Raw genomic sequence first — 22763 nt, 5'->3', positions numbered from 1 at the left:
CACTCCAATGAGCCGCGCGCAGTCCTGCCCTTTCATACGGGCTTTTTATTAATGAGATGAGATAATGCCAAAAGTACTGATCAGCGACAAGCTAAGCCCTTACGCCACCAAGATTTTTGAGAAACATGGTATTGAGGTTGATGTAAAACATGGCCTGACACCAGACGAATTAAAGGCCATTATTGGCGATTATGATGGTTTGGCAATCCGGTCGGCGACCAAGGTTACGCGTGAAATTCTGGATGCGGCGACAAACCTCAAGGTTGTTGGCCGTGCGGGTATCGGGGTCGATAATGTCGATATTGCCGCCGCAACCAAACGCGGCGTGATCGTCATGAATACGCCGCATGGTAACTCGGTCACAACGGCCGAGCACGCGATCACCATGATGCTGGCGTTAGCGCGGCAAATCCCTGATGCGAACGCATCTACGAAGGCTGGTAAGTGGGAAAAATCTCGCTTTATGGGAACAGAAATCACCGGCAAAACGCTTGGTCTTATTGGCTGTGGCAATATCGGTACGATTGTTGCTGAACGTGCGCAGGGGCTGAAAATGCGGGTTATCGGTTATGATCCCTATCTAAGCTCAGAAAATGCAACGCGGCTTGGCATTGAAAAGCTGGAACTAGACGAGTTGCTGGCGCGGGCTGATTTTATCACCCTGCATACGCCATTAACCGATGCGACCCGCAATATCATTAGTGCTGATGCGTTAAATAAGACGAAAAAAGGCGTGCGGATTATCAATTGCGCGCGCGGCGGCCTTGTTGATGAATTGGCGATGGCGGCGGCATTGACCAGCGGTCATGTTGCTGGTGCGGCCTTTGATGTGTTTGAGGTTGAGCCGGCTACCGACAATGTGCTGTTCGGCTTTGATAACGTGATTGCAACGCCGCATCTTGGCGCCAGCACGACCGAAGCACAGGAAAAAGTCGCGCTTCAGGTGGCTGAACAAATGTCTGATTATCTGATCAAGGGCGCGGTCACAAACGCGCTAAACATGGCGTCAGTCTCGGCCGAGGAGGCGCCAATCCTGAAACCATATATGGCACTTGGCGGCTTGCTGGGGGCGTTTCTGGGGCAGGTGGAATCGGATGGCGTAACCGCCGTGGTGATCGAGCTGGATGGCAAGGCATCATCACTGAATCCGGAACCGGTTGTTGCCACAACCTTGGCTGGGTTGCTGGGGCCAGCAATGGAATCGGTCAATATGGTGAACGCGGCGGCTGTGGCATCGGCAAATGGCATCGCGGTCTCGACAATACGCCATGATCGGCAATGCGATTATGAGACACTGCTTCGGGTAACGATCTCGCATAAATCGGGTGATCGTACGATTGCCGGAACGTTGGTCGGCGGGAATAAGCCACGTATCGTTGAGGTGCAGCATATTGCGGTCGAGTCTGACTTTCCAGCAAGCCTTTTATATCTGCGCAACTATGACAAGCCGGGCTTTATCGGTGACCTTGGCAGTCTTTGCGGCAAGAACGGGGTCAATATTGCGACCTTTCACCTTGGCCGGCGCGAGGCTGGCGGCGAGGCGATTGCGCTGGTCGAGATTGATGGCGGGTTGCCGGATACGATGTTGCCGGAAATTCGTGCACTTGATCAGGTGGTGCGGGCTGATGCGCTGCATTTTGCGCAGGATCTATAAACGCCTAAATCCGGATAGGGGCAAGGTTGCAGTCTTGGATGGTGCATCTTTTGGCATCGCCTCGTAAAACCCCATGTTTTATGCCATGCCTTATGCCATCTTGTTTGGGGATATAGACGGGCGCTAGGTGTCAGAAATTAACCGGCTTGGGGGGCAAGGCACCGTTGCCTTTGCCGCGCAAACTCTGCTATAACCTGCCGCGGTTCATGCGGCCCGTCGGCATGATCTATGGTTTCACGGTAGACGCGTATTATCTGTTGCAATCACTGCAGCTGTTAGACGTCTGCTCTGGTTTCGATCTTGCTGTCGATCCCCGCATAGGGACAAAGGGTTTTGCATGACAAATGTAGCAGTTATCGGTGCGCAATGGGGCGATGAAGGCAAAGGCAAGATTGTCGATTGGCTGTCAAGTCGTGCTGATGTTGTTGTCAGATTTCAGGGTGGTCACAATGCTGGCCATACACTGGTGATCGACGGTGTTGAATATAAATTGTCATTGCTGCCATCCGGGATTGTGCGGCCGGGAAAGCTGTCGGTTATCGGTAATGGCGTGGTCATTGATCCGGCGCATTTGCTAAAAGAAATTGGCATTCTGCGTGATCAGGGCGCGGTGATTAGCCCATCTAGCCTGCTGGTTTCAGAATCTGCGGCGCTGATCCTGCCGGTTCATCAGGCGGTTGATGCTGCGCGTGAGGCGCTTCGTGGCGCTGCAAAAATTGGTACAACCGGACGCGGCATTGGCCCGGCTTATGAAGATAAGGTTGCGCGGCGTGCGATTCGTCTTGGCGATCTGGCGTCGGATGATGTGATGTCGGAAAAGCTGGCGGCGCTTGTTGCGCATCACAATGTCTGGCTTGCCGCCGCGGGTCAGCTGCTTGCCGATGCCGATAAGATGAAGGCCGATCTCGTTGCGATGCGCGATGAATTGCTGTCTTACACCGGCCAAAGCTGGCGCTGTCTTGCGGATGCACGGGTGGCAAATAAACGGGTGCTGTTTGAGGGTGCACAAGGCGTCATGCTTGATATCGATCATGGCACTTATCCGTTCGTGACCTCCAGCAATACAGTGGCAGGTCAGGCGGCCACCGGATCAGGCACTGGTCCAACAGATATCGGCTTTGTTCTTGGTATCACCAAAGCCTATACAACCCGCGTTGGCAGTGGCCCGTTCCCGACCGAGGATTTTGGCACTGATGGCGACCGGATGGGCGAAAGAGGCCGTGAATTTGGAACCGTCACGGGTCGCAAACGGCGGTGCGGCTGGTTCGATGCGGTAATGGTACGCCAAGCGGGCCATGTTGCGGGCATTAGCGGCATGGCATTGACCAAGCTGGATGTTCTTGACGGATTTGAAACCTTAAAGATTTGTGTTGGCTATAAGGTTGAAGGTAGCGATACCGTAATGGATTACTTCCCCTCAGATGCAGGCGCACAGGCCGCATGCAAACCGGTCTATGAGGAAATGCCCGGTTGGTCAGACAGCACCTATGGTGCGCGCAGCTGGGCCGAATTGCCGGCCAATGCGGTGAAATATATCCGCCGTGTCGAAGAATTGACAAAGCTGCCGGTGACGTTGCTGTCAACTAGCCCCGAGCGTGACGATACGATTCTGGTTAAAGACCCGTTTGAGGGCTAACTAGCCCCGCTGTGATGCGGCAATAGCTGTAATTCTTCGGCCTTGTCGCGAACCGCCTTTTGCAGCTTTTCAAAGGCGCGCACCTCGATCTGGCGGATCCGTTCACGGCTGACATCGAACTCAGCAGCGAGGTCTTCTAGGGTCAGCGGCGGCTCTGCCAGCCTGCGGGCTTCGAGAATGCGTTGTTCGCGCGGGTTCAATCCCTGCATCGCCACCACCATCAGATCGCGGCGGGCGCCATATTCTTCCTGTTCGGCAAACGTGGTTTCCTGATCAGTGCTGTCATCCTCTAGCCAGTCCTGCCATTCGCCGCTGCCTTCACCATCGCGGCTTAGAGGCAAGTTCAGCGACCGGTCATTGCCCGCCATACGCTGATTCATCGAGATAACCTCGGCTTCGGACACGTCAAGCTGGGTGGCAATCTGGGTAACCTGTTCTGGTTTCAGATCACCATCATCAATGGCCTGAATTTGGCCCTTTATCCGGCGCAGGTTGAAAAACAGCTTTTTCTGACCGGCTGTCGTGCCAATTTTGACCAGCGACCATGACCGGAGAATATATTCCTGAATCGCTGCCTTGATCCACCACATCGCATAGGTAGCCAGCCGAAACCCCTTTTCCGGTTCGAACTTTTTGACCGCATGCATCATGCCAAGATTGCCCTCAGAAATCAGATCGGCAACTGGCAGCCCATAGCCGCGATAGCCCATCGCAATTTTGGCAACAAGCCGCAAATGGCTGGTAACCAGCTTGTGCGCGGCCTGAACGTCCCCTTTTTCTTTCCATGATTTGGCAAGCATATATTCTTCGCCCGGTTCCAGCATTGGAAAGGCGCGAATTTGCTCAAGATAGCGTGAAAGGTTGCCATCAGGACTTAGCGCGGGAAGCGTTGCTTTTGCGACCATCTTTATCTCTCCTCTGTATTCGAACTCAAAACATCGTCGGGGGGCACCGAAATCAGCCACCCATGCGGCGATCACAAACAGATTTCCACGGAAAAATTTAACCATTTAAACGCGGCCAGATTAAGGCTGTTTTTTGCAAAAGTCTTTTTCAATAATTCTAATTTTCGCACATATACGGGCTTTAAAAAGAATAATTACCCATAAAATGAGCAAAAATAAAGCCTATTCAGATGGGTGGGTTTTGCCGGTAGCGCGATCCAAAACCGTGCGGTCCATCAGTGCTAAAAGTGCCGCCATATCATCGGGAAGCGGTGTTGCAAACTCTAGAGGCTCGCCGGTGATCGGATGGGCAAACCCAAGATGTGCAGCGTGCAATGCCTGCCGTCCAAAGGCGCGCATTTGCGACAGGCCGGTGCGTGCCAGATTATCTGGCATCTGACCGGCGCGTGGCGCCCGCCCATATAGCGGGTCGCCAATTACCCCATGGCCAATATGCGCCATGTGAACACGAATTTGATGTGTCCGACCAGTTTCCAGACGGCATTCGATATGTGATCCAAACGGGGGAAAGCGGCGCAGCAATTGCCAATGCGTTACGGCATTGCGCCCTTTTGTCGTGACGGCTTGGCGTTTGCGATCAAAGCTGGCGCGGCCAATCGGCTGGTCAATAATGCCATCACGTTCAACATTTGTGCCCCAGACAAGTGCCTGATACCGCCGGTCAAGATCATGCGCGGCAAACATTCCGGTCAGGCCATGATGCGCCGCATCGGTTTTGGCAACAACCATGGTGCCAGAGGTGTCCTTATCAAGGCGATGGACGATGCCCGGCCGCATAACCCCGCCAATGCCGGTAAGCGATGGCCCGCAATGTGCAATCAACGCATTGACCAATGTGCCGGTTAACGAGCCGGGCGCCGGGTGAACCACGAGGCCGGCTGGCTTGTCGAGGACAATCAGATGCGCATCCTCAAAAAGTATATTCAGCGCGATATTTTCCGCTTTTGGCACGGCGTCGACAGGTGGCGGTAAAATCAACAGATAGGTCGCGCCGGGTTTGACCGGTGCCGATGGATCGGTTAGGGTGCGGCCATCTTCGCTAAGCTGCCCGTCAAGGATCAGCGCCTTAATCCGGCTGCGTGACAATGGCTGGCTTGGCGTGCCAAAATGGGCTGTCAGAAACCGGTCAATGCGGTCTGCGGGAACATCGTCAGCGGCAAGATGAACGAGACGGGTTGATGGATCATCAGAGGAATAGGTCATGGATCAGGACAATAACGTAAAACCGGCCACTACAACAGTCCCCCAATCATCTGAAATGGCAGCAGAGGCACCATCCGCGGTGGTGCGCAATCTTGGCTTGATAAAGGCGATGGCCATTATCATGGCGGTGCTGATTGTTGCCGCGCTGGTGGTGATCATTGTGACCATTTACAGCCGTCTGACCGTAGCCAGTTCGTCCAAGGCAATTCAGCAGACCGAACTGACCATTCCGGCTGACAGCAAAATTACTGGTGCCAGCCTTGGCGAAAAAGGGAAATTGCTCGTGATCATCGAGGATAAAACAGGCCAACAATTATGGCAGCTTGATGCGTCAGGTAAAATCCAGAGGAAAACCCGCATTATATCGGCCCAATAGGCCAACAAAATGCGCCAATGATGACCGGACCTAGAGACCGAGATCTGATTTTGCGGATAATAACAGCCGTTCCAGCGGCATATCAGTAAAGCTCCAAACATCAAATCCAAGTACCAGTGGCAATAGATAATAGCGCAGGATAAACAGGATCAGGGCGGCATAAAGCGGCACCAAACGAGTGATGATAAAATGTGGCTTGACCAGTTTGATCACCGCATGGATCGGCGCATTTATGCCGCGCAATATCCGCAATAGGCCAAAGGTGCTATCCTCATTCATCACGATGATCAGCAGAAAATGCGCAATGCTCGTCCACATCAGAAAACCAAAAGGCAGGTCGATCAAAATGCCGATCGGTGGCGTGGTGGTTGTCATGCGAGCAGATCCTAAATTGCTGGTAGCGGTGATATTTTTAGAATTCCACAATAAAAACCGAATATGCCATTTCGCGCAAGCCCAAGATATCGGATCGAACGCCGCGCTTGCCTCGAAATCGCACCTGCTCCAAAGGTGATCATCGTCAAACTCGATCGATGACAGCCACGCTAGCGCGGCGCGCCTGCCTTTTATTCATCGGAAATGATCGAGGGCTGGCATATTGCGGCAAAAAAAGATACATATGGGCGGGATAGATATTGGCCGTACGCAGTCCCGGATTTTGTCCAGTGCTGCCGCCCAATCATCTGACGCCAATCACTAGTTGAACCTCGTCGAGGCCGGGAAAAGGACGCAAAAATCATGGCAAGCCATCAGTATGTTTATGTAATGAATCGCTTAAGCAAGGCTTGGCCCGGTGGTAAGGAAGTTCTGAAAAATATCAGCCTGTCATTCCTGCCCGGTGCCAAAATTGGTGTCTTGGGCTTGAACGGGTCTGGTAAATCAACATTGTTGAAAATCATGGCGGGTATCGAGACCGAATTCCAAGGCGAGGCTTGGGCCGCCGATGGGATTAAGGTTGGTTATCTGGCGCAGGAGCCGGAACTGAATCCATCATTGGATGTGGCGGGGAATGTGCTGGCCGGCATGGGGCGCGCGAAACAGCTGGTCGACCGGTTTAACGAGGTTAGCGCGAAATTTGCCGAAGAAATGACCGATGATGAAATGAATGCAGTCATCGCTGAACAGGCGGAACTCCAAGAAGAAATTGACGCGATTAATGCGTGGGATCTCGAGCGCAAGGCCGAAATCGCGATGGATGCGTTGCGGGTGCCGCCGGGCGACGCCGACGTAACAAAACTGTCGGGTGGTGAAAAGCGCCGTGTTGCGCTGTGCCAATTATTGCTAAGCGCGCCTGATATGCTGCTGCTTGACGAGCCGACAAACCATCTGGACGCCGAGTCTGTTGCCTGGTTGCAGAAGTTTTTGCATGACTTCCCCGGCACGGTTGTGACGATTACGCATGATCGCTATTTCCTTGACGAGGTTGCTGGCTGGATTCTTGAACTTGATCGCGGTGCTGGTATTCCCTATGAGGGTAATTATTCGGGCTGGCTTGAGCAAAAGCAGAAGCGGCTTGAGCAGGAAGGCCGGGCTGATGATGCGCGGGTTAAATCATTGTCGCGTGAACTGGAATGGGTGCGCGCGGCACCAAAGGCGCGTCAGGCCAAGTCAAAGGCGCGGATTAATGCTTATGAAAAGCTGCTTGCCGATGATCAGCAGCGCCAAGTTGATGTGGCGCGAATTTCAATTCCGGCAGGCCCGCGCCTTGGCGATGTGGTGATCAATGCAAATGGTCTTCGCAAGGCTTTTGGCGATAGATTGTTAATTGATGATCTGTCATTCCGTTTGCCGCCGGGCGGTATTGTTGGGGTGATTGGCCCGAACGGTGCCGGTAAAACCACATTATTCCGGATGATTACCGGCGATGAAGCCGCTGATGCCGGTGATTTTGCTGTCGGGGAAACGGTAAAGCTGGGCTATGTCGATCAGTCACGCGATGCGCTGGACGACAAACAGACCGTTTGGCAGGTTATCTCTGACGGGATGGAAGATATTCAGCTTGGCAAGCGCACCATGCAGTCGCGCGCCTATGTCGGCCAATTCAATTTTAAAGGTGGCGACCAGCAAAAGACGGTCGGCCAGCTGTCCGGCGGTGAACGCAACCGCGTGCATTTGGCACGTATGCTGAAATCAGGCGCTAACCTTCTGCTGCTTGACGAGCCAACCAACGATCTTGATGTTGATACGCTGCGGGCCCTTGAAGAGGCGCTTTTGGAGTTTGCCGGCTGCGCTGTTGTGGTCAGCCACGACCGCTGGTTCCTTAACCGGATTGCAACCCATATTCTGGCATTTGAAGGCGATAGCCATGTTGAATGGTTTGAGGGCAATTACGAAGCCTATGAAGCCGATAAAAAGCGCCGTCTTGGGGCTGATGCTGATCGGCCAACACGGATCAAATATAAACCGATTTCACGCTAGATGAGTGCTCAATCCAGCCGGTTTTTCCGGCTGGACGCTTTTCGATACCATAAAGCGGGCGTGACATTAGCGGGATTGGCGGCGTTCTTTCATGGCCTCAATCAGTGCGGAAAACCGGCCTTCATTTTTGCGGATAATGGCAATATTTTCCTGTTTTTGGGTCACCAACATCGAGATGTTCTCAATTTCGACATCGAGAACCTTTGCCGGTGCTGCACTGGGTGTGATGACGCGCCAGCTGACTGAAACTGGTGGGCGTTTGCCGGTGGCATCATTGAATGTACCGCGCACCAGCACCATCTTCTCGCCCTTTGCCTGACTGTCGATAGTGGTGAAATTCAGCCCCGATAATTGGTCGAAATTACGCACCACTGTACCAACCATCACATCGCGCATGGTCTGGATATAGGTGATGCGTTCCTGATCGGTGGCGGCGCGCCAGTAAGGCCCAGCCGAAAAACGGGCGATGCCCTCTAAATCAAAATGCGTGTCAAAAAGCTGGGCGATATTTTGCGTGCGTTTCGCAACATCACCAGAATCAGTGGCAAGATATGCTTCGACCTCGCCAATCATCTTGGTGATAACCTCGGTGGCAGCATTGATTTGGCTGTCGGCATGGGCAGGCAGGCCAGCCAACGCCATCGGTAAAAGGCAGATTACCATCAGCTTTTTGCCAAGCCAGCGCTTTACTGTCGTCAGCATTTTAAGGGTTTGTGTCAAAATCATCATTTTGGATTCTCGAGGAATGACTCAAACTGATCGTCGGTTGTGCGGTTGTCGGTTGGCTTACCGATCTTGGCATTAATCCGGCCGGCCCGTCCCTGATAATAAAGCGAGCGGGTGCGGGCATACGGATCAAGCGAATTATATTTCACATCATTAAGGGGTTCAAACAGGTTTGCGCGCTGGGCAACAACGGCTACCGGGGTGCGCAATGACTGCATGGTCCCAATCGAACTGCCGGCTTTCAGGAACGACATCGGGTTCGTCACCCCATCAACAATCCGCCCGGTCAGGCTGCGGCTTGTGTTGGGGCCGAGCAGCGGTACCATCAGATAATTGCCTTCAGGCACATCAAATGACGCCAATGTCTGGCCAAAATCCTGTTCCTTCACCGCCTTTGGGTTCTCGGTCAGGTCAATCAGGCCGAGTGTCAGGCTGTTAATAGTAAAATGTATCGCTGAAAGTCCGGCATTTTCAAACCGGCCTTGCAGGGTTGAATTGAATGTGGTGGCGGGAAGCCCCGTCCAGTCAACGTGATTGTCAATGGCACGGCGTCCAGCCATTGGCATTAGCTTTCGATAGCTGCTAGCCGCTGGTTCCAGCAGATGTGTGTCAACCGCCATGTTAAAGGCAAAGGCTTTCCGATTGGATGCTTCATAGGGGTCACGCTGGTCGGTACGTTCGGTCTCGGGAACAGAACTACACGCAGCCACGACGATCATTGCCATCAACGGCAAAAGGCGGGCTTTGCGTGCGATGTTTTCTGGTGATGCAAACATAATGATCTGTCCACGGTTTTGGCTGGGTATATGCAACATATCGCAATAAACCCAGAATGCAAAAATGATTCGGCAGCCATGATCGGCTTATCTAGCCAAACCTTAAAAAATAAGTGCCACGGATCGCCCTATTGCGATTGACCGGACCAGCCCTATTTGCGAGTTTTAGGGCATCATGAACGAAGTTATAAAAACACCATCCAGTCCCTGGCTTGACGGGCTGAACACGGCGCAAAGAGAGGCTGTGCGAACCCTTGACGGCCCGCTTTTGGTTTTGTCGGGTGCCGGCACCGGTAAAACCCGTGTTCTAACCTCGCGGCTAGCCGAGCTTGTGGCAAGTGGTACGGCAAAGCCGTGGAATATTCTGGCGGTAACCTTTACCAATAAGGCGGCGCGCGAAATGAAAATGCGGGTTGCCAGTCTGGTTGGCCCGATGGCCGAACAGGTTTGGCTTGGTACATTTCATGCGCTGGCCGCCAAGATGCTGCGCCGCCATGCTGACTTGGTCGGCCTGCGGTCTGATTTCACCATTCTTGATACTGATGACCAGATACGGCTGCTTAAACAATTGATGGACGCCGAAGATATTGATCCAAAACGCTGGCCCGCAAGGATGCTTGGCGGGGTTATCCAGCGCTGGAAAGATCGCGGCTTACCGCCCGAAAAAGTCAGGCTTGCCGAGGCGGGGGATATTGCCAATGGGCGGGTTCGATCGCTGTATGAACGTTATCAGGCGCGCCTGATCGCGCTAAACGCCGTTGATTTCGGTGATTTGTTACTGCATATGCTGAGCATCTTTACAGCCCATGCACATGTGTTGGCGGAATATCAGAATCGGATAACTCATATTATGGTGGATGAGTATCAGGATACTAATGTCGCGCAGTATTTATGGCTGCGGTTGCTGACAGGTAACCGTAATAACCTGTGCTGCGTTGGTGATGATGACCAGTCAATCTATGGTTGGCGCGGCGCTGAGGTTGGCAATATTTTGCGCTTTGAGAGTGATTTCAGCGGCGCGAAAACGGTGCGGCTTGAAGAGAATTATCGTTCGACCGGGCATATTCTTGCAGCTGCGTCTAAAATCATTGCGCATAATGAAACGCGGCTTGGAAAAACGCTTTTTACCGCGTCAGGCGATGGTGAAAAGCTGCGCGTTAATGGGTATTGGGACGGGCCGGATGAGGCGCGTAATATAGCCAGTCAGATCGAAACCATGATGAAGGACGGGGTGCATCTCTCACAAATTGCCGTTCTGGTAAGGGCTGGCTTTCAAACGCGTGAATTTGAAGAACGGTTTATCGCGATTGGTCTGCCATATCGGGTGGTTGGGGCGCGGTTTTATGAGCGCGCCGAGATACGTGATGCGGTGGCTTATTTGCGGCTGATTGCCCAGCCATCTGATGATCTTGCTTTTGAGCGCATTATCAACACGCCGAAACGCGGGCTTGGCACGGCCAGTTTGCAGGCGGTGCATATTCAGGCGCGGGCATCTGACAAACCGCTTTTGGCGGCGGCAATTGATCTGGTGCAAACTGAAGAATTACGCCCTGCAGCCCGAAATACGCTGCATAGTTTTGTGCAGGATATCAAACGCTGGCGCGATCTTGCGGGATCGGTTCATCAGGGTGACCTTGCCAAAATGGTGCTTGATGAGTCCGGCTATACAAAAATGTGGCAGCTTGATAAATCTCCAGATGCCGAGGGCAGGTTGGAGAACCTAACCGAATTGATCAATGCGATGCAGGATTTTGACTCGCTACAGGGCTTTCTCGAACATATCGCCCTTGTCACTGATGGCGATGCCGACCCTGAACATGGCGAGGTGACATTGATGACGTTGCACGCGGCAAAGGGATTGGAATTTGACGCGGTCTTTTTGCCCGGGTGGGAAGAAGGGGTTTTCCCCAGCCAACGGACCATGGATGAAAATGGGGCTGTCGGATTGGAAGAAGAACGCCGCCTTGCCTATGTAGGCATTACCCGGGCGCGGCATGATCTTTTTATCAGTTTCGCCAATAGCCGCCGGATTCACGGGCAATGGCAATCGTCGATACCGTCGCGATTTGTGCAGGAATTGCCTCGTGAAAATATAATCGAGGATCTGGCGCAAGGCATGGGGCTTGGCCGGGTCAGTGCGCCGCAACTTGGCGATAACGGCAGTAACGGATTTGGTGGCTTTGCTGTTGGTGGGTACGGCGCAGGCTGGCGGCGCATGGAAGCACGGCGCGCACAGCCGGCCGAGGGCGGCTGGGAACCGGCAAATAACAAAACCGAATTCACTATCGGCGATCGGGTGTTTCACCAGAAATTCGGCATGGGAAATATTTTGACGATTGATGGTGATAAGCTATTGATTGCCTTTGATAAAGCTGGCCATAAAAAAGTAGTTTCAGGATTTGTGAGTAAACCATGACAGCACTTCAATCGGCGGCGCTATCACTGCCAGCACGGCTGGATGACAAGGCAATGGCGGTATTTGAGCTGGTCTTCAGCGAGCTTTTGGACAGTGTTGCCACCTCGCACCAGCGAGATGATAATGGCGACTGGCACATTGAGGCATTGTTCGAATACGCCCCGGATGCGGCGGTGATTGATAGTCTGCTAGCACCGCTCTATCAGCAACAGGGAATTACGCCTGTGCCAATTATTGTGGTGCCGGTTGAAACGCGTGACTGGCTGGCCGAAAATCGGGCCGCCTTTCCGCCGTTGCATATCGGCCGGTTCTGGATTTATGGCAGCCATGTCACCCAGCCTCAGCCACCGGCCAGTTTGCCCCTGCTGATTGATGCTGCGTTGGCGTTCGGATCTGGAACCCATCCAACGACCGAGGGCTGCTTGCGGGCGATGCAGATGATCCGCAATAGTGCCCCACGGCGGTTGCTGGATATGGGGTGTGGCTCGGCAATCTTGGCCATGGCTGGGGCGCGTCTATGGCCGTCATGCCAGATTGTTGCAGCCGACAATGATCCAGTTGCCGTGCGTGTTGCGGCGCGGAACCGTGCGCTGAATGCGATTTCACCAGCTAAAATGCGGCTGGCGGTTTCGCATGGCTTTGGCAGCCGAATTGTGTGCAATCAGGCGCCGTATGATTTGGTGCTGGCGAATATTCTTGCAGGGCCACTGAGCCGGATGGCGCCCGATCTTGTGCCGCGGCTTGCGCCGGATAGCTGGTTGATTTTATCCGGCATTTTGAACCGGCAGGCGCGATCTGTCGAGGTTGCATACCGGGCGCAAAATATGCGGGTTTGGCACCGGATCTGTCTTGGTGATTGGACCACGATTATTATGCGGCCAGCCGCCGCCGGCACAATGCCCCAGCTTTGGCGTGGAGGCGCGTAAATTGTGAGCCAGCAGCATGAAACCCATAACAAGCGGTTGAAATTACTGCGCGCAGCCATTGCTGACGCTGGATTACACGGTTGGATCATTGGCCGTGAGGATATGTATCAGGGCGAGGAGGTTCCAGCTGGCGACGAACGTCTTGCCTATCTATCTGGCTTTACCGGATCGGCAGGGTTTGCCGTGGTGCTTGCTGATCGGGCAGGGCTGTTCAGCGACGGCCGTTATAGCTTGCAGATGGCGGCGCAAACCGACCCTGCTATCTGGCAATGCTGTACACTTCCCGACACGACTTTTGAAGATTGGTTGAAAACGGTCACGTTGCCCGAAGCTGCGGTGATCGGGGTTGATGGACACCTGATTACGGTATCACTGTTCCGGCGGATGGAACGCGCAGTGTTGGCGGCGGGGGCGAATTTAGTCTGTCATGGGGAAAATTTGCTCGACCCATTATGGCCTGATCAGCCAGCGATGCCGCCTGCTGCAAGCTGGCAGATGCCGGTTGAGCTTGCTGGTAGAGCGGTTGCCGACAAAATTAATGATCTGGCAGCGCAGCTGAATGCCAAGGATTGTGATGCGGTTTTGTTGACCCGTGTGGATACGGTCAATTGGCTGGTCAATATGCGGGGTGCGGATCTGCCCTGTACGCCGGTCAATCTGTGTTTTGCCTTTTATCATAGGCAAGCGGGATTGTGTCTATTTGGTGATAGCGCGCGGCTGACCCCGGTAATCGGTAGCGACATCAGCGTTGCCCCGCTTGGCGAATTGCCAGAACGGCTTGGCAAGCTAGGCGAGGGGCGTTTGATGATCGACCCTGACAGCCTGCCGCGGATGCTGTTTGATCAGATTGTCGCAAGCGGCGTGAAAACACTTGAAACCGATTGCCCGCTCACCGCGACAAAAGCCTGCAAAACGCCAGCTGAACTTGACGGGTTTCGGGCTGCACATAGGCGTGACGGTGTGGCGATGGTCGAATTTTTGTGCTGGCTTGATCAGGCGGTTGCGGCATCTCCGGCGACCTATAGCGAAACTGAAATCGCCGCCAGATTACGTGCATTCCGTCACCAACAGGACGCGTTTTTGGCGCCCAGTTTTGATACGATTGCCGGATCAGGCCCAAATGGTGCGATTGTGCATTACCGCGCGATTGCCGGCGCCGATCGAAGGCTGGCGGCAGATGATGTGCTGTTGCTGGATTCGGGCGCGCATTACCGCGATGGCACCACCGATATCACCCGCACCATCGCCATTGGCAATCCGCCAGTTGGGGCGGTGAGCGCCTATAGCCATGTTTTGCGCAGTCATATTCATCTGGCAATGGCAAAATTTCCCGTCGGCACAATTGGCAGCCAGCTTGATGCGATCGCGCGTGCGCCGCTGTGGTCGGCACAATTGGATTTTGCCCATGGAACCGGTCATGGGGTTGGTCATGTGCTGTCGGTACATGAGGGGCCGGCCAGCATTTCCAAGCGTGGTAAGGTGGCGCTTGAGCCCGGCATGGTGATGTCGAATGAACCGGGCTATTATAAAACAGGCGACTGGGGAATTCGCATTGAAAATCTTGTTGTCGTAACCGCATCATCGGCGGCGCAGTTCCTTGAGTTTGAGACGATCACCTTATGCCCGCTTGACCGCCGCCTGATTGATAAATCATTGCTGAGCGCGCCTGAAATTGCTTGGGTTGATGCCTATCACCGCGACGTATATGCGCAATTGCATCCGGCATTATCATCGGCGGCAGAGACATGGCTTGCCGCGGCGTGTCGCCCGCTATAGGCCCGCTAGGCAAGAATCAATCCCTGCCAATCAATCCCTGCCACATATCAATCCAGAGGTTTTGTTACCGGTTTCTTGCCGGCTTATGATTGATTAATCAGTGCTGAATAGCCGTCTTCATCCAACACGGTAACGCCGATTTCAGCGGCTTTTCGTGCCTTTGACCCTGCATCGGCGCCCGCCACCAGAAAATCGGTCTTTGCCGAGACTGTCCCTGCGACCCGCGCCCCCAGCGATTCCGCCTTGGCTTTGGCCTCGGCACGCGACATGCGCGCTAAAGTCCCGGTAAAGACAATTGTCTTGCCGCTGATCGGGCTGTTGTCGGCGGGGCGTTCGGGCGGCAGGATGGTCAACAGGCCGACCAGATCGACAATCAGTTGGTGCAGATCGCGGTTACCAAAAAAGCTGATGATATCATCGGCAACCGCGCTGCCAATCTGATCTATCTCGACCAGCGCCTGATGCGCTGCCTCAAGATCGGCGTCAGGATTGAGGGCTTTCAGCATCGCCTCGGCAGAGCCGTAATAGAGCGCCAATAACCGTGCGGTGGCCTGTCCGACTTGGCGTATTCCCAAGGCATAAATAAAGCGTTCAAGCCCAATTTCGCGGCGCGCTGCAATTGCTTGGAGCAGTTTCTTAATCGACAGCTCGCCATAGCCGTCAAGCGTCGCCAGCGCATCCGCCTTTTCATCAAGCCGAAAGATATCAGCCGGTGCCTTCACCCAGCCAAGCTCGATAAACTGTTCGATCTGTCGCGCCCCGAGCCCTTCGATATCGAACGCATCGCGTGCCACAAAATGCTTTAATCCCTCAAAAAGCTGTGCCGCGCAATTCAGCCCGCCAGTGCAGCGCCGTACCGCCTCACCGTCAGGCCGGATCGCTGGTGCGCTACAAACTGGACAATGGGTTTGGAACTCAAATGATTGCTCATCGCCGCTGCGCACGGTTTCGATCACGCGGACAATCTGCGGAATGACATCACCGGCGCGCTGGATCACCACGCGGTCACCGATCTTGATATCCTTGCGGGCGATTTCATCCTCGTTATGCAAGGTCGCGTTTGACACGATCACCCCGCCAACCGAAATTGGCGCAAGACGCGCCACCGGCGTTAAGGCACCGGTTCGTCCGACCTGAATATCAATCGCCATAATGACTGTTTCAGCCTGCTCGGCGGGGAATTTATGCGCAATAGCCCAGCGCGGCGCACGCGCAACCTGCCCAAGACGCTGCTGGTAATCATGCCGGTCAATTTTATAGACGACCCCATCAATATCATAAGGCAGATCAACCCGCTGGCTGCCAATCGCCTGATAGGTGGTGATTAGCGCGTTAACATCATCACAAAGCCGTGATAAGTCATTGACAAAAAACCCAAATTCCCGAAGCGCTTGGAGAAAATCCCAGTGGCTGTCGGCAATGCTGGCGCTGGCTTCGCCCATTGAATAGGCGAAAAATTGCAGATTACGCTGACCGGTGATGGTGGCATCTTTTTGCCGCAGCGATCCGGCAGCGGCGTTCCGTGGATTGGCAAATATCTTTTTACCAGCGTCAGTCTGGGCAGCATTAAGTGCCAGAAAATCCTGCCGGTTCATATACATCTCGCCGCGCACCTCTAAAACTGCTGGTGGTGATCCGCCAAGCTGTTTTGGCACGCTGGCAATTTGCATGACATTGGCGGTTACATCCTCGCCCTCGGCACCATCGCCCCTCGTTGCAGCCTGCACCAGCTGGCCATTTTCATAGCGTAGGCTGAGCGACAGGCCGTCAATCTTGGGTTCGGCAACAAATTGCGCCGCATCAGCATCAGCAAGCGATAGGAACTTGCGAACGCGGGTCACAAAATCCTCGATATCTGCATCGCTAAACCCGTTATTAAGCGACAGCATTGGCCGCACGTGCCGGACTTTGCCGAACAGGCTTTGTGCTGGCAGGGCGGCGCCAACGCGCTGGCTTGGGCTATCGGCCCGAACAAGCGCTGGAAAGGCAGCTTCAAGGGCGCGGTTGCGGGCGATTAGCCGGTCATAATCGGCGTCAGATATCTCGGGTGCATCATCCCCATGATAGAGCTGGTCATGGCGGCCAATTTCACCAGCAAGGGCGGCCAGCTCGCTGGCAGCTGAGGCCTGATCCATGCTGGCCGGATCGGCACTACCAAGGCGAAACACGCTATTTGCCATGATCTAGCCCCCGATCAGCGCAGCCGCTGCGGCGCGTGCTTCATCGGTCACTGTCTCACCTGCTAGCATGCGGGCAATTTCTTCGGTGCGTTCGTCATCGCTTAGGGCGACGGTCACGCTGACAACGCCGCTGTCGGTTGCTGTTTTGGCAATGCGCAAATGCTGGTTAGCACGGGCTGCTACCTGCGGTGAGTGGGTGATGACAAGGGTCTGGGTGGTGGCACCAAGCCGGCATAGCCGGTCACCAACCGCTGCGGCAACCGCGCCCCCAACGCCAGAATCAACCTCATCGAAAATCAGGCTTCTTGGGTGACTGCTTTCTTCCAGACATACTTTTAACGCCAGTAAAAACCGCGCCAGCTCGCCGCCCGACGCAATCCGGTCAATCGGGCCAGCATTCATCCCCTGATTTGTGCTGGCCTCAAACCGAACTGCGGTGGTGCCGCGTGGCCCCCATTGGGCTTCGGCAAGCGGGCTGATGGCGGTGGTAAATTGAGCCCCTTCGAGTTTTAGGGGCGGCAATTCGGCGCGGACTGCCTGATCCAATTTTGCGGCGGCCTGCTTGCGGCTGGTTTCAAGCTGTCCCGCAATATCAAGGTAATAATCCTGCCATTTCTGCGCGGTTTCACCAAGACTGCCGAGGGCGCCCGACGAATCCTCGATCGCTGCCATCCGGTCGGTTAATGTCAGGTGGATTGCCGGTAATTCATCGGGGCTGCAACTATGTTTGCGGGCTTGCTGGCGTAATTCATGCAGGCGGTCATCGATTTGGTGCAACGCATTCGGATCAGCCTCAAGCGTATTGGCGGCAGATCGGATCGCGCTACTCGCCTCGCCAAGTTCGGCATCAGCGCGGATCAGCGCGTCTAAAGCCTGATCCAACTGGCCGCCAGCAAGCGGTGCGGCTTTTTCCAATGCTGCCAGCGCATGACCAAGTCTTGCTTGGGCGCCGGCGTCGCCAAAGACCGCATCTTCAGCCAACGCCAAGCTCTCGCCAATCTTGGTGACGTTGGCAAGCAGGGTTCGTTTGTTTTTCAGCGTATCTTCTTCGCCGGTTTGAGGGGCGAGGCGGTCAAGCGCATCAACGGCATCACGCAGCCAGTCTTCGTCAGCTTTGGCCTGATCGAGCGCAGCCCGCGCCTCGTCAAGCGCTTTGCGAGCAGCGGTCCATTGCTGCCAGCCCTGTTTGGCCTGTGCCAAAAGTTCGTGATGTGCGCCGGCGCGGTCAAGCAGCGCCATATGGGTTGAAACATCAAGCAGGCCGCGGCCTTCAAATTGACCCTGTATCTCGACCAGCAAATCCCCGACCTGACGCAATAGCCCGATTGAAACGGCAATATCATTGATGCTGGCGCTTGATTTGCCGTCACTTTTTAACCGGCGGCGAAGGATCATCTCATCTTCCGGCATGATGCCGGCATCCTCGACGAGCTGCCATGCCGGATGCGTGGGTGGCAGGGTAAAGCTGGCGCTTACATGGGCTTGATCATGGCCTTGCCGGATCAGACTAAAATCGGCCCGACTGCCAAGCGCCAGCCCCAGCGCATCAAGCAGAATCGATTTGCCAGCGCCTGTCTCGCCGGTTAGCACCGTCAGCCCGGGTGCGAACTGCAGGGTCAATTGCTCGATCAAAACAATATTGGAAACAGTAAGCTTGTGTAGCATGGTCAGTTAAAAATATCAGAGATCACGTCAACGGATCGCTCCAGCACGCCTTTTTTGCCGGGCTTTTCCGGGTCGGCACGCAGGCTAGCTAGCCGTTCAGTCCAGACCGAGTCCGGATAGTTATATGCTGCAACCTCAAAGATGCGTTCCGACTGATCAGACAGGCCAAGCGCATAATAGGCCTCGGCGGTACGATAAAGCGCCTCGGGCACCTGATTGGTGGTATCGTACGTTTTGATCACAATATCAAAGCGGCGGATTGCGGCGGTATATTGCTGGCGTTTCAGATAAAACCGGCCAACCGCCATTTCCTTGCCAGCAAGATGCGATTTTGTCAGATCAATTTTCAGCTGACCATCACGCGCATAGATGCCTTGGGGAAAACGGCGCACCAATTCTTCAAACGCTGCAAGCGCCAATTTGGTCATTTCGGCGTCACGTTCCACATCAACGATCTGTTCGTAATGTGACAGCGCCCTTAGATAATAGGCATATTCAACCAGTGGGTCGGCAGGATTAAGCTCGACAAACCGGTCAAGCGCCGAAATTGCCCGCGAATATTGATTGGCTTGATAAAATGACCATGCGGCCATGATTTGGGCGCGAACGGCAAGGCTGGAATAGGGGTGTTGGCGCTCGACTTCCTCAAATTTAGGCGCAGCAGCTTTGGTGTCGCCGCTTACTGCCGTTGTCATCGCGTCGCGATACAGCACTTCAACCGGCTGTTCGACCTGTTCGACAATTTCGGGGCCGGACGAACATCCGGCCATAAAACAGCAAGCAGCAATCATCAGGAATTTCTTTTGACTGGTCACATCCGGCTCCGCTGACGGCTGATAAACAAAAGGGAACAGACTGGTTCCGATGCGCTAACAATAGCTGGATAAAACCTTACTGAAAAGAGCGCGATGCGCATGGATGCAAATTCATCCGCTTTTGATCAGTTCTTGGGCTGTTTTATTGTTAAATCGCGGGGTGGATAGGCACTGGCTGGCAGGTTATGCCATCGCTGCGGCAGCATATTCCGGCATTGCAAAGCTATCAGACCGGCTATGCTCGGATCCGGCCTCAATGACTTTATAGGCAGTCGGGTCATTCAGTAATGCGTGCACTAGTTTGGTGCTAAGCGCATGACCGGGGCGAAGCGCCGTCATCTTGACCTTGATCGGCATACCAACAAGGAACAGGTCACCAAGGCAATCCAATGCCTTATGGCGTGCAAATTCACGCTCAATACGCAACCCGCCTTCGTTCAGGATTTCGCCATCATCAACAACCACAGCATTATTCAATGATCCACCAAGCGCGCGCCCGGCATTTTGCATCAATTCGACATCGCGAAGCTGGCAGAAGGTGCGGGCCGCGGCCAATTCGGTGGCAAAACTACCATCATGATGGGTGTAAATAAAACTTTGGTGACCAATCGCCCGATCATCAAATTCGATTTTGACGTCGATCTGTAACTGTTCAGCCGGCTCAAGCCGCGCCCATGCGCCGCAGTCAAGCTGTGCCTCAACAGGCTTTGTGACGATCATGTATTTGCGCCGCGCTGGCAGCAGCTCGATTCCAACATTGTTCAACGCTTCTAGAACTGGCTGGCTGCTTCCGTCAAGAATAGGCGCTTCGGATGCGTCAATCTCGATCGTGGCATTGTCCAGTCCGACACCGGCGAATGCGGCCATCAGATGCTCGATTGTTTCCAGCGTGATGCCTTCGCTATTCACGATGCGGGTGCAGAGCCGCGCCTGTTCGGCATAACTGGCATGAGCGATGACTGTTTGCAATTGCCCGTCAACGTCAATACGGCGGAATTTAATCCCGCTATTCGCCGGAGCAGGGCAGATAGATAAACGCACAAAGCGCCCTGAATGCAGGCCAATACCTTCTAGCTGTGCGACCTCGCGAACCGTTGTTTGAAACGGCTGGTCAACAAACCCGTTATAGGTGAGTGTATCAGGCATTGAACTGCGATCATTCTTTCGTTTCTGGCTAGCGTCAGGGGCGGTTCCCATGTACTAGATTTGTGCTTTGTGACGATCAGCCACGCCACGGATGGCTGGCTAAATAAAACCTGAGGAAAGATTACTCTTTTCCTCAGGTCAATCCAAATCACATTTGGTAACAGTTTGTAGCAATGGCACTGCCGCGCCATTGCTGTGTTTCTAGTTGGCTTGCCGGCGCAAAAATGCCGGAATATCTAGGTCGTCCTCATCGGCGTTTGGCGCTGCTGGCGCGGCCGTTGCAACGGCCTTATTGACCGCGTCTGCGCGTGATAAATCGAGGATTGAAACCGCGACTTCACTCTTGGGCGCACTCGTCTCTAACGAAGGCTCAGACTGGGTTTTCTGCACTGCTTCGGCAGGTTTGCTGACCGGCTTGCTTGACCATAATCCAGAGATTTTGTTGATCAGGCTTGCCGAGCGCGCAACCGGTGTTTCAACCGCTTCAGCAACGCTGTCTTCATCCGGCATTGCGATTGCCGCTGCTGGGATGAACCGTGCCCGTGGTGGGGCTGTTGTTTCATCTGATGTGGTTAACGGCATGGCTGGCGTGTCCCCCATCGACGGTGCCATCGCGTCATTTTCGCTGGTTGCATTTGCCTCATTTGGCTCGGCTGGAACCGCCGCGTCACGCGGATGTGCATCTTGGGCGGTGCCAATGGCGTCAGTGATGTCCATCTGCTGCTCATGGCCGGCATCGGTGCTGATGATTTCGTCGATTGCCTCGCTAGCAAGCTCATTGCTCAGCTGATCGTCAAGCAAATCAGTCGGCGCATCGGCCATCGGTGATGATGTGGCACCAATCGCATCAACCGCAACTTCAGGGGTAAGGGCTGAAAGGCTGCTGATCGGATTTGGCACAATTGTGCTTGTTATAGAACTGCTTGTCATAGAACTGCTTGGCATCGCGGTGCTTTGCCGGGCTGCCACAGCCTCGGTTCGTTGCGGCATGACATTTGGCCGGTGCAGGCTCTGGCTGGCACCACTGATGCCGGTTGCGACAACCGAGACGCGCATGACGCCTTCTAGCTTATCGTCAAACGCTGAACCAAAGATGATAGTCGCGTCCGGATCAACTTCTTTGCGGATCCGGTTGGCCGCTTCATCAACTTCAAACAGGGTCATATCAAGGCCGCCGGTGATATTGATCAGAACTGCATTGGCGCCCTTCATTGTGGTGTCGTCCAACAGCGGGTTGTTAATTGCGGCTTCGGCGGCCTGTGTTGCGCGGGCTTCGCCAGATGCTTCGCCGGTGCCCATCATGGCTTTACCCATCTCGCCCATAACGGCACGGATATCGGCAAAATCAAGATTGATCTGACCGGGCTTGATCATCAGGTCAGTAACGCCACAAACGCCCTGATGCAGAACCGCATCTGCCATATGGAATGCATCGGCAAAAGTTGTCCGCTCATTTGCCAACCGGAACAGGTTCTGGTTTGGGATAACGATCAGCGTATCAACATAGGCTTGTAACTCTTCGATACCGTCTTCGGCTTGCTTCATCCGACGCTGGCCTTCAAATTCAAACGGTTTGGTGATAACGCCAACCGTCAGGATGCCGCGTTCGCGTGCGGCTCGTGCAATTACCGGCGCTGCGCCTGTGCCTGTTCCACCGCCCATGCCAGCAGTGATAAAGACCATGTTGCAATCAGCCAGTTCAGCCATCACATCCTGCAGGCTTTCTTCGGCTGCGGCACGGCCAATTTCAGGCTTTGAACCGGCGCCAAGGCCTTGGGTGATCGCACTACCAAGCTGAATTTTCCGGCTTGATAGTGAATGGGCAAGTGCCTGCCCGTCAGTATTGGCAACCAGAAAATCAACGCCTTCAAGATTGGCATTGATCATGTTGTTGACGGCATTACAGCCAGCGCCACCAACACCAACAACGGTAATCCGTGGACGAAGCTCTTGCATTGTTTGAGGAACGGTGAGGTTGATTGTCATGACTGATTCCCTTCATTGTAAATTTGACTGTTCTTGGTTGAGTAGAGTGGGTTATGGCGTGCTAGGCGGGTGGTTCCGGCAGGGTATATCTGCCGGTTT

At 54.3% G+C, this 22763-nt stretch carries 17 protein-coding genes; 7 read left to right on the top strand and 10 right to left on the bottom strand.

All coding sequences use genetic code 11. The features are described from left to right. Positions 1 to 64: 64 nt before the first annotated feature. Both serA and AB8881_03395 read left to right on the top strand, forming a co-directional pair. Positions 65 to 1654, top strand: coding sequence for a phosphoglycerate dehydrogenase (gene serA, locus AB8881_03400; protein XDZ63943.1), 1590 nt, complete (start codon positions 65 to 67; stop codon positions 1652 to 1654). 337 nt (positions 1655 to 1991) lie between these two features. Then, positions 1992 to 3290, top strand: a complete 1299-nt coding sequence (locus AB8881_03395; protein XDZ63942.1) for an adenylosuccinate synthase — start codon at positions 1992 to 1994, stop codon at positions 3288 to 3290. Here the strand turns inward: AB8881_03395 and rpoH are convergent. Then, the gene (gene rpoH, locus AB8881_03390; GenBank protein XDZ63941.1) at positions 3287 to 4195 is read right to left on the bottom strand and encodes an RNA polymerase sigma factor RpoH; all 909 of its coding nucleotides are present in this window, start codon (positions 4193 to 4195) and stop codon (positions 3287 to 3289) included. The genes AB8881_03395 and rpoH overlap by 4 nt on opposite strands. A 222-nt stretch (positions 4196 to 4417) precedes the next feature. Next, positions 4418 to 5458 (bottom strand): RluA family pseudouridine synthase, encoded by a 1041-nt coding sequence (locus AB8881_03385; protein ID XDZ63940.1) that lies wholly within the window; start codon positions 5456 to 5458, stop codon positions 4418 to 4420. Here AB8881_03385 and AB8881_03380 point away from each other — a divergent pair. After that, complete coding sequence (locus AB8881_03380) at positions 5457 to 5834, top strand: hypothetical protein (GenBank protein XDZ63939.1); 378 nt, start codon at positions 5457 to 5459, stop codon at positions 5832 to 5834. The two genes, AB8881_03385 and AB8881_03380, sit on opposite strands and share 2 nt — an antisense overlap. Before the next feature lie 30 nt (positions 5835 to 5864). Here AB8881_03380 and AB8881_03375 read toward each other — a convergent pair whose 3' ends face one another. Then, on the bottom strand, positions 5865 to 6209 hold the full coding sequence (locus AB8881_03375) for a hypothetical protein (GenBank protein XDZ63938.1): 345 nt from the start codon (positions 6207 to 6209) through the stop codon (positions 5865 to 5867). 363 nt (positions 6210 to 6572) lie between these two features. Between AB8881_03375 and ettA the strand changes: the two genes are divergently transcribed. Then, entirely contained in the window at positions 6573 to 8252 is a 1680-nt protein-coding gene (ettA, locus tag AB8881_03370; GenBank protein XDZ63937.1) for an energy-dependent translational throttle protein EttA, read from the top strand. Positions 8253 to 8318: 66 nt separating this feature from the next. Here ettA and AB8881_03365 read toward each other — a convergent pair whose 3' ends face one another. Both AB8881_03365 and AB8881_03360 read right to left on the bottom strand, forming a co-directional pair. Then, complete coding sequence (locus AB8881_03365) at positions 8319 to 8981, bottom strand: phospholipid-binding protein MlaC (protein XDZ63936.1); 663 nt, start codon at positions 8979 to 8981, stop codon at positions 8319 to 8321. After that, a complete protein-coding gene (locus AB8881_03360) occupies positions 8978 to 9754 on the bottom strand; it encodes a VacJ family lipoprotein (protein ID XDZ63935.1) in 777 nt (258 codons plus the stop codon). The genes AB8881_03365 and AB8881_03360 overlap by 4 nt, the downstream gene beginning before the upstream one ends. A gap of 175 nt (positions 9755 to 9929) precedes the next feature. On the opposite strand from AB8881_03360, the gene AB8881_03355 reads away from it, so the two are divergent. From AB8881_03355 to AB8881_03345, 3 genes are read left to right on the top strand one after another with little or no spacing between them, the layout of a single operon-like run. Then, a complete protein-coding gene (locus AB8881_03355; protein XDZ63934.1) occupies positions 9930 to 12170 on the top strand; it encodes an ATP-dependent helicase in 2241 nt (746 codons plus the stop codon). Further along, on the top strand, positions 12167 to 13096 hold the full coding sequence (locus AB8881_03350) for a 50S ribosomal protein L11 methyltransferase (GenBank protein ID XDZ63933.1): 930 nt from the start codon (positions 12167 to 12169) through the stop codon (positions 13094 to 13096). The genes AB8881_03355 and AB8881_03350 overlap by 4 nt, the downstream gene beginning before the upstream one ends. Before the next feature lie 3 nt (positions 13097 to 13099). Beyond that, the gene (locus tag AB8881_03345) at positions 13100 to 14872 is read left to right on the top strand and encodes an aminopeptidase P family protein (GenBank protein ID XDZ63932.1); all 1773 of its coding nucleotides are present in this window, start codon (positions 13100 to 13102) and stop codon (positions 14870 to 14872) included. 83 nt (positions 14873 to 14955) lie between these two features. Here AB8881_03345 and ligA read toward each other — a convergent pair whose 3' ends face one another. The 5 genes from ligA to ftsZ all read right to left on the bottom strand — a co-directional run bounded on the left by ligA (position 14956) and on the right by ftsZ (position 22664). Beyond that, positions 14956 to 17052, bottom strand: coding sequence for an NAD-dependent DNA ligase LigA (gene ligA, locus AB8881_03340; GenBank protein ID XDZ63931.1), 2097 nt, complete (start codon positions 17050 to 17052; stop codon positions 14956 to 14958). 3 nt (positions 17053 to 17055) lie between these two features. After that, a complete protein-coding gene (recN, locus tag AB8881_03335; protein XDZ63930.1) occupies positions 17056 to 18717 on the bottom strand; it encodes a DNA repair protein RecN in 1662 nt (553 codons plus the stop codon). Between the two features lie 2 nt (positions 18718 to 18719). Next, positions 18720 to 19532, bottom strand: a complete 813-nt coding sequence (locus AB8881_03330) for an outer membrane protein assembly factor BamD (protein XDZ63929.1) — start codon at positions 19530 to 19532, stop codon at positions 18720 to 18722. Positions 19533 to 19715: 183 nt separating this feature from the next. Beyond that, on the bottom strand, positions 19716 to 20678 hold the full coding sequence (gene lpxC, locus AB8881_03325; protein XDZ63928.1) for a UDP-3-O-acyl-N-acetylglucosamine deacetylase: 963 nt from the start codon (positions 20676 to 20678) through the stop codon (positions 19716 to 19718). A gap of 201 nt (positions 20679 to 20879) precedes the next feature. Next, a complete protein-coding gene (gene ftsZ / locus AB8881_03320) occupies positions 20880 to 22664 on the bottom strand; it encodes a cell division protein FtsZ (GenBank protein ID XDZ63927.1) in 1785 nt (594 codons plus the stop codon). Positions 22665 to 22763 lie beyond the last annotated feature (99 nt).

This window comes from Alphaproteobacteria bacterium LSUCC0396 (assembly GCA_041228345.1).
Taxonomy (GTDB): Bacteria; Pseudomonadota; Alphaproteobacteria; order Puniceispirillales; family Puniceispirillaceae; genus UBA3439.
The sequence above is the reverse complement of the archived record's forward strand: the minus strand, read 5'-3'. Positions and strand labels throughout refer to the sequence as shown.

Bases quoted from the DNA above. Each gene is read 5' to 3' on its own strand.
- AB8881_03350 (XDZ63933.1), top strand. From the start codon at position 12,167: ATGACAGCACTTCAATCGGCGGCGCTATCACTGCCAGCACGGCTGGAT.
- AB8881_03385 (XDZ63940.1), bottom strand. From the start codon at position 5,458: ATGACCTATTCCTCTGATGATCCATCAACCCGTCTCGTTCATCTTGCC.
- AB8881_03365 (XDZ63936.1), bottom strand. From the start codon at position 8,981: ATGATGATTTTGACACAAACCCTTAAAATGCTGACGACAGTAAAGCGC.
- lpxC (XDZ63928.1), bottom strand. From the start codon at position 20,678: ATGCCTGATACACTCACCTATAACGGGTTTGTTGACCAGCCGTTTCAA.
- AB8881_03380 (XDZ63939.1), top strand. From the start codon at position 5,457: ATGGATCAGGACAATAACGTAAAACCGGCCACTACAACAGTCCCCCAA.
- ligA (XDZ63931.1), bottom strand. From the start codon at position 17,052: ATGGCAAATAGCGTGTTTCGCCTTGGTAGTGCCGATCCGGCCAGCATG.
- AB8881_03395 (XDZ63942.1), top strand. From the start codon at position 1,992: ATGACAAATGTAGCAGTTATCGGTGCGCAATGGGGCGATGAAGGCAAA.
- AB8881_03360 (XDZ63935.1), bottom strand. From the start codon at position 9,754: ATGTTTGCATCACCAGAAAACATCGCACGCAAAGCCCGCCTTTTGCCG.
- serA (XDZ63943.1), top strand. From the start codon at position 65: ATGCCAAAAGTACTGATCAGCGACAAGCTAAGCCCTTACGCCACCAAG.
- AB8881_03355 (XDZ63934.1), top strand. From the start codon at position 9,930: ATGAACGAAGTTATAAAAACACCATCCAGTCCCTGGCTTGACGGGCTG.
- AB8881_03375 (XDZ63938.1), bottom strand. From the start codon at position 6,209: ATGACAACCACCACGCCACCGATCGGCATTTTGATCGACCTGCCTTTT.
- ftsZ (XDZ63927.1), bottom strand. From the start codon at position 22,664: ATGACAATCAACCTCACCGTTCCTCAAACAATGCAAGAGCTTCGTCCA.
- rpoH (XDZ63941.1), bottom strand. From the start codon at position 4,195: ATGGTCGCAAAAGCAACGCTTCCCGCGCTAAGTCCTGATGGCAACCTT.
- ettA (XDZ63937.1), top strand. From the start codon at position 6,573: ATGGCAAGCCATCAGTATGTTTATGTAATGAATCGCTTAAGCAAGGCT.
- recN (XDZ63930.1), bottom strand. From the start codon at position 18,717: ATGCTACACAAGCTTACTGTTTCCAATATTGTTTTGATCGAGCAATTG.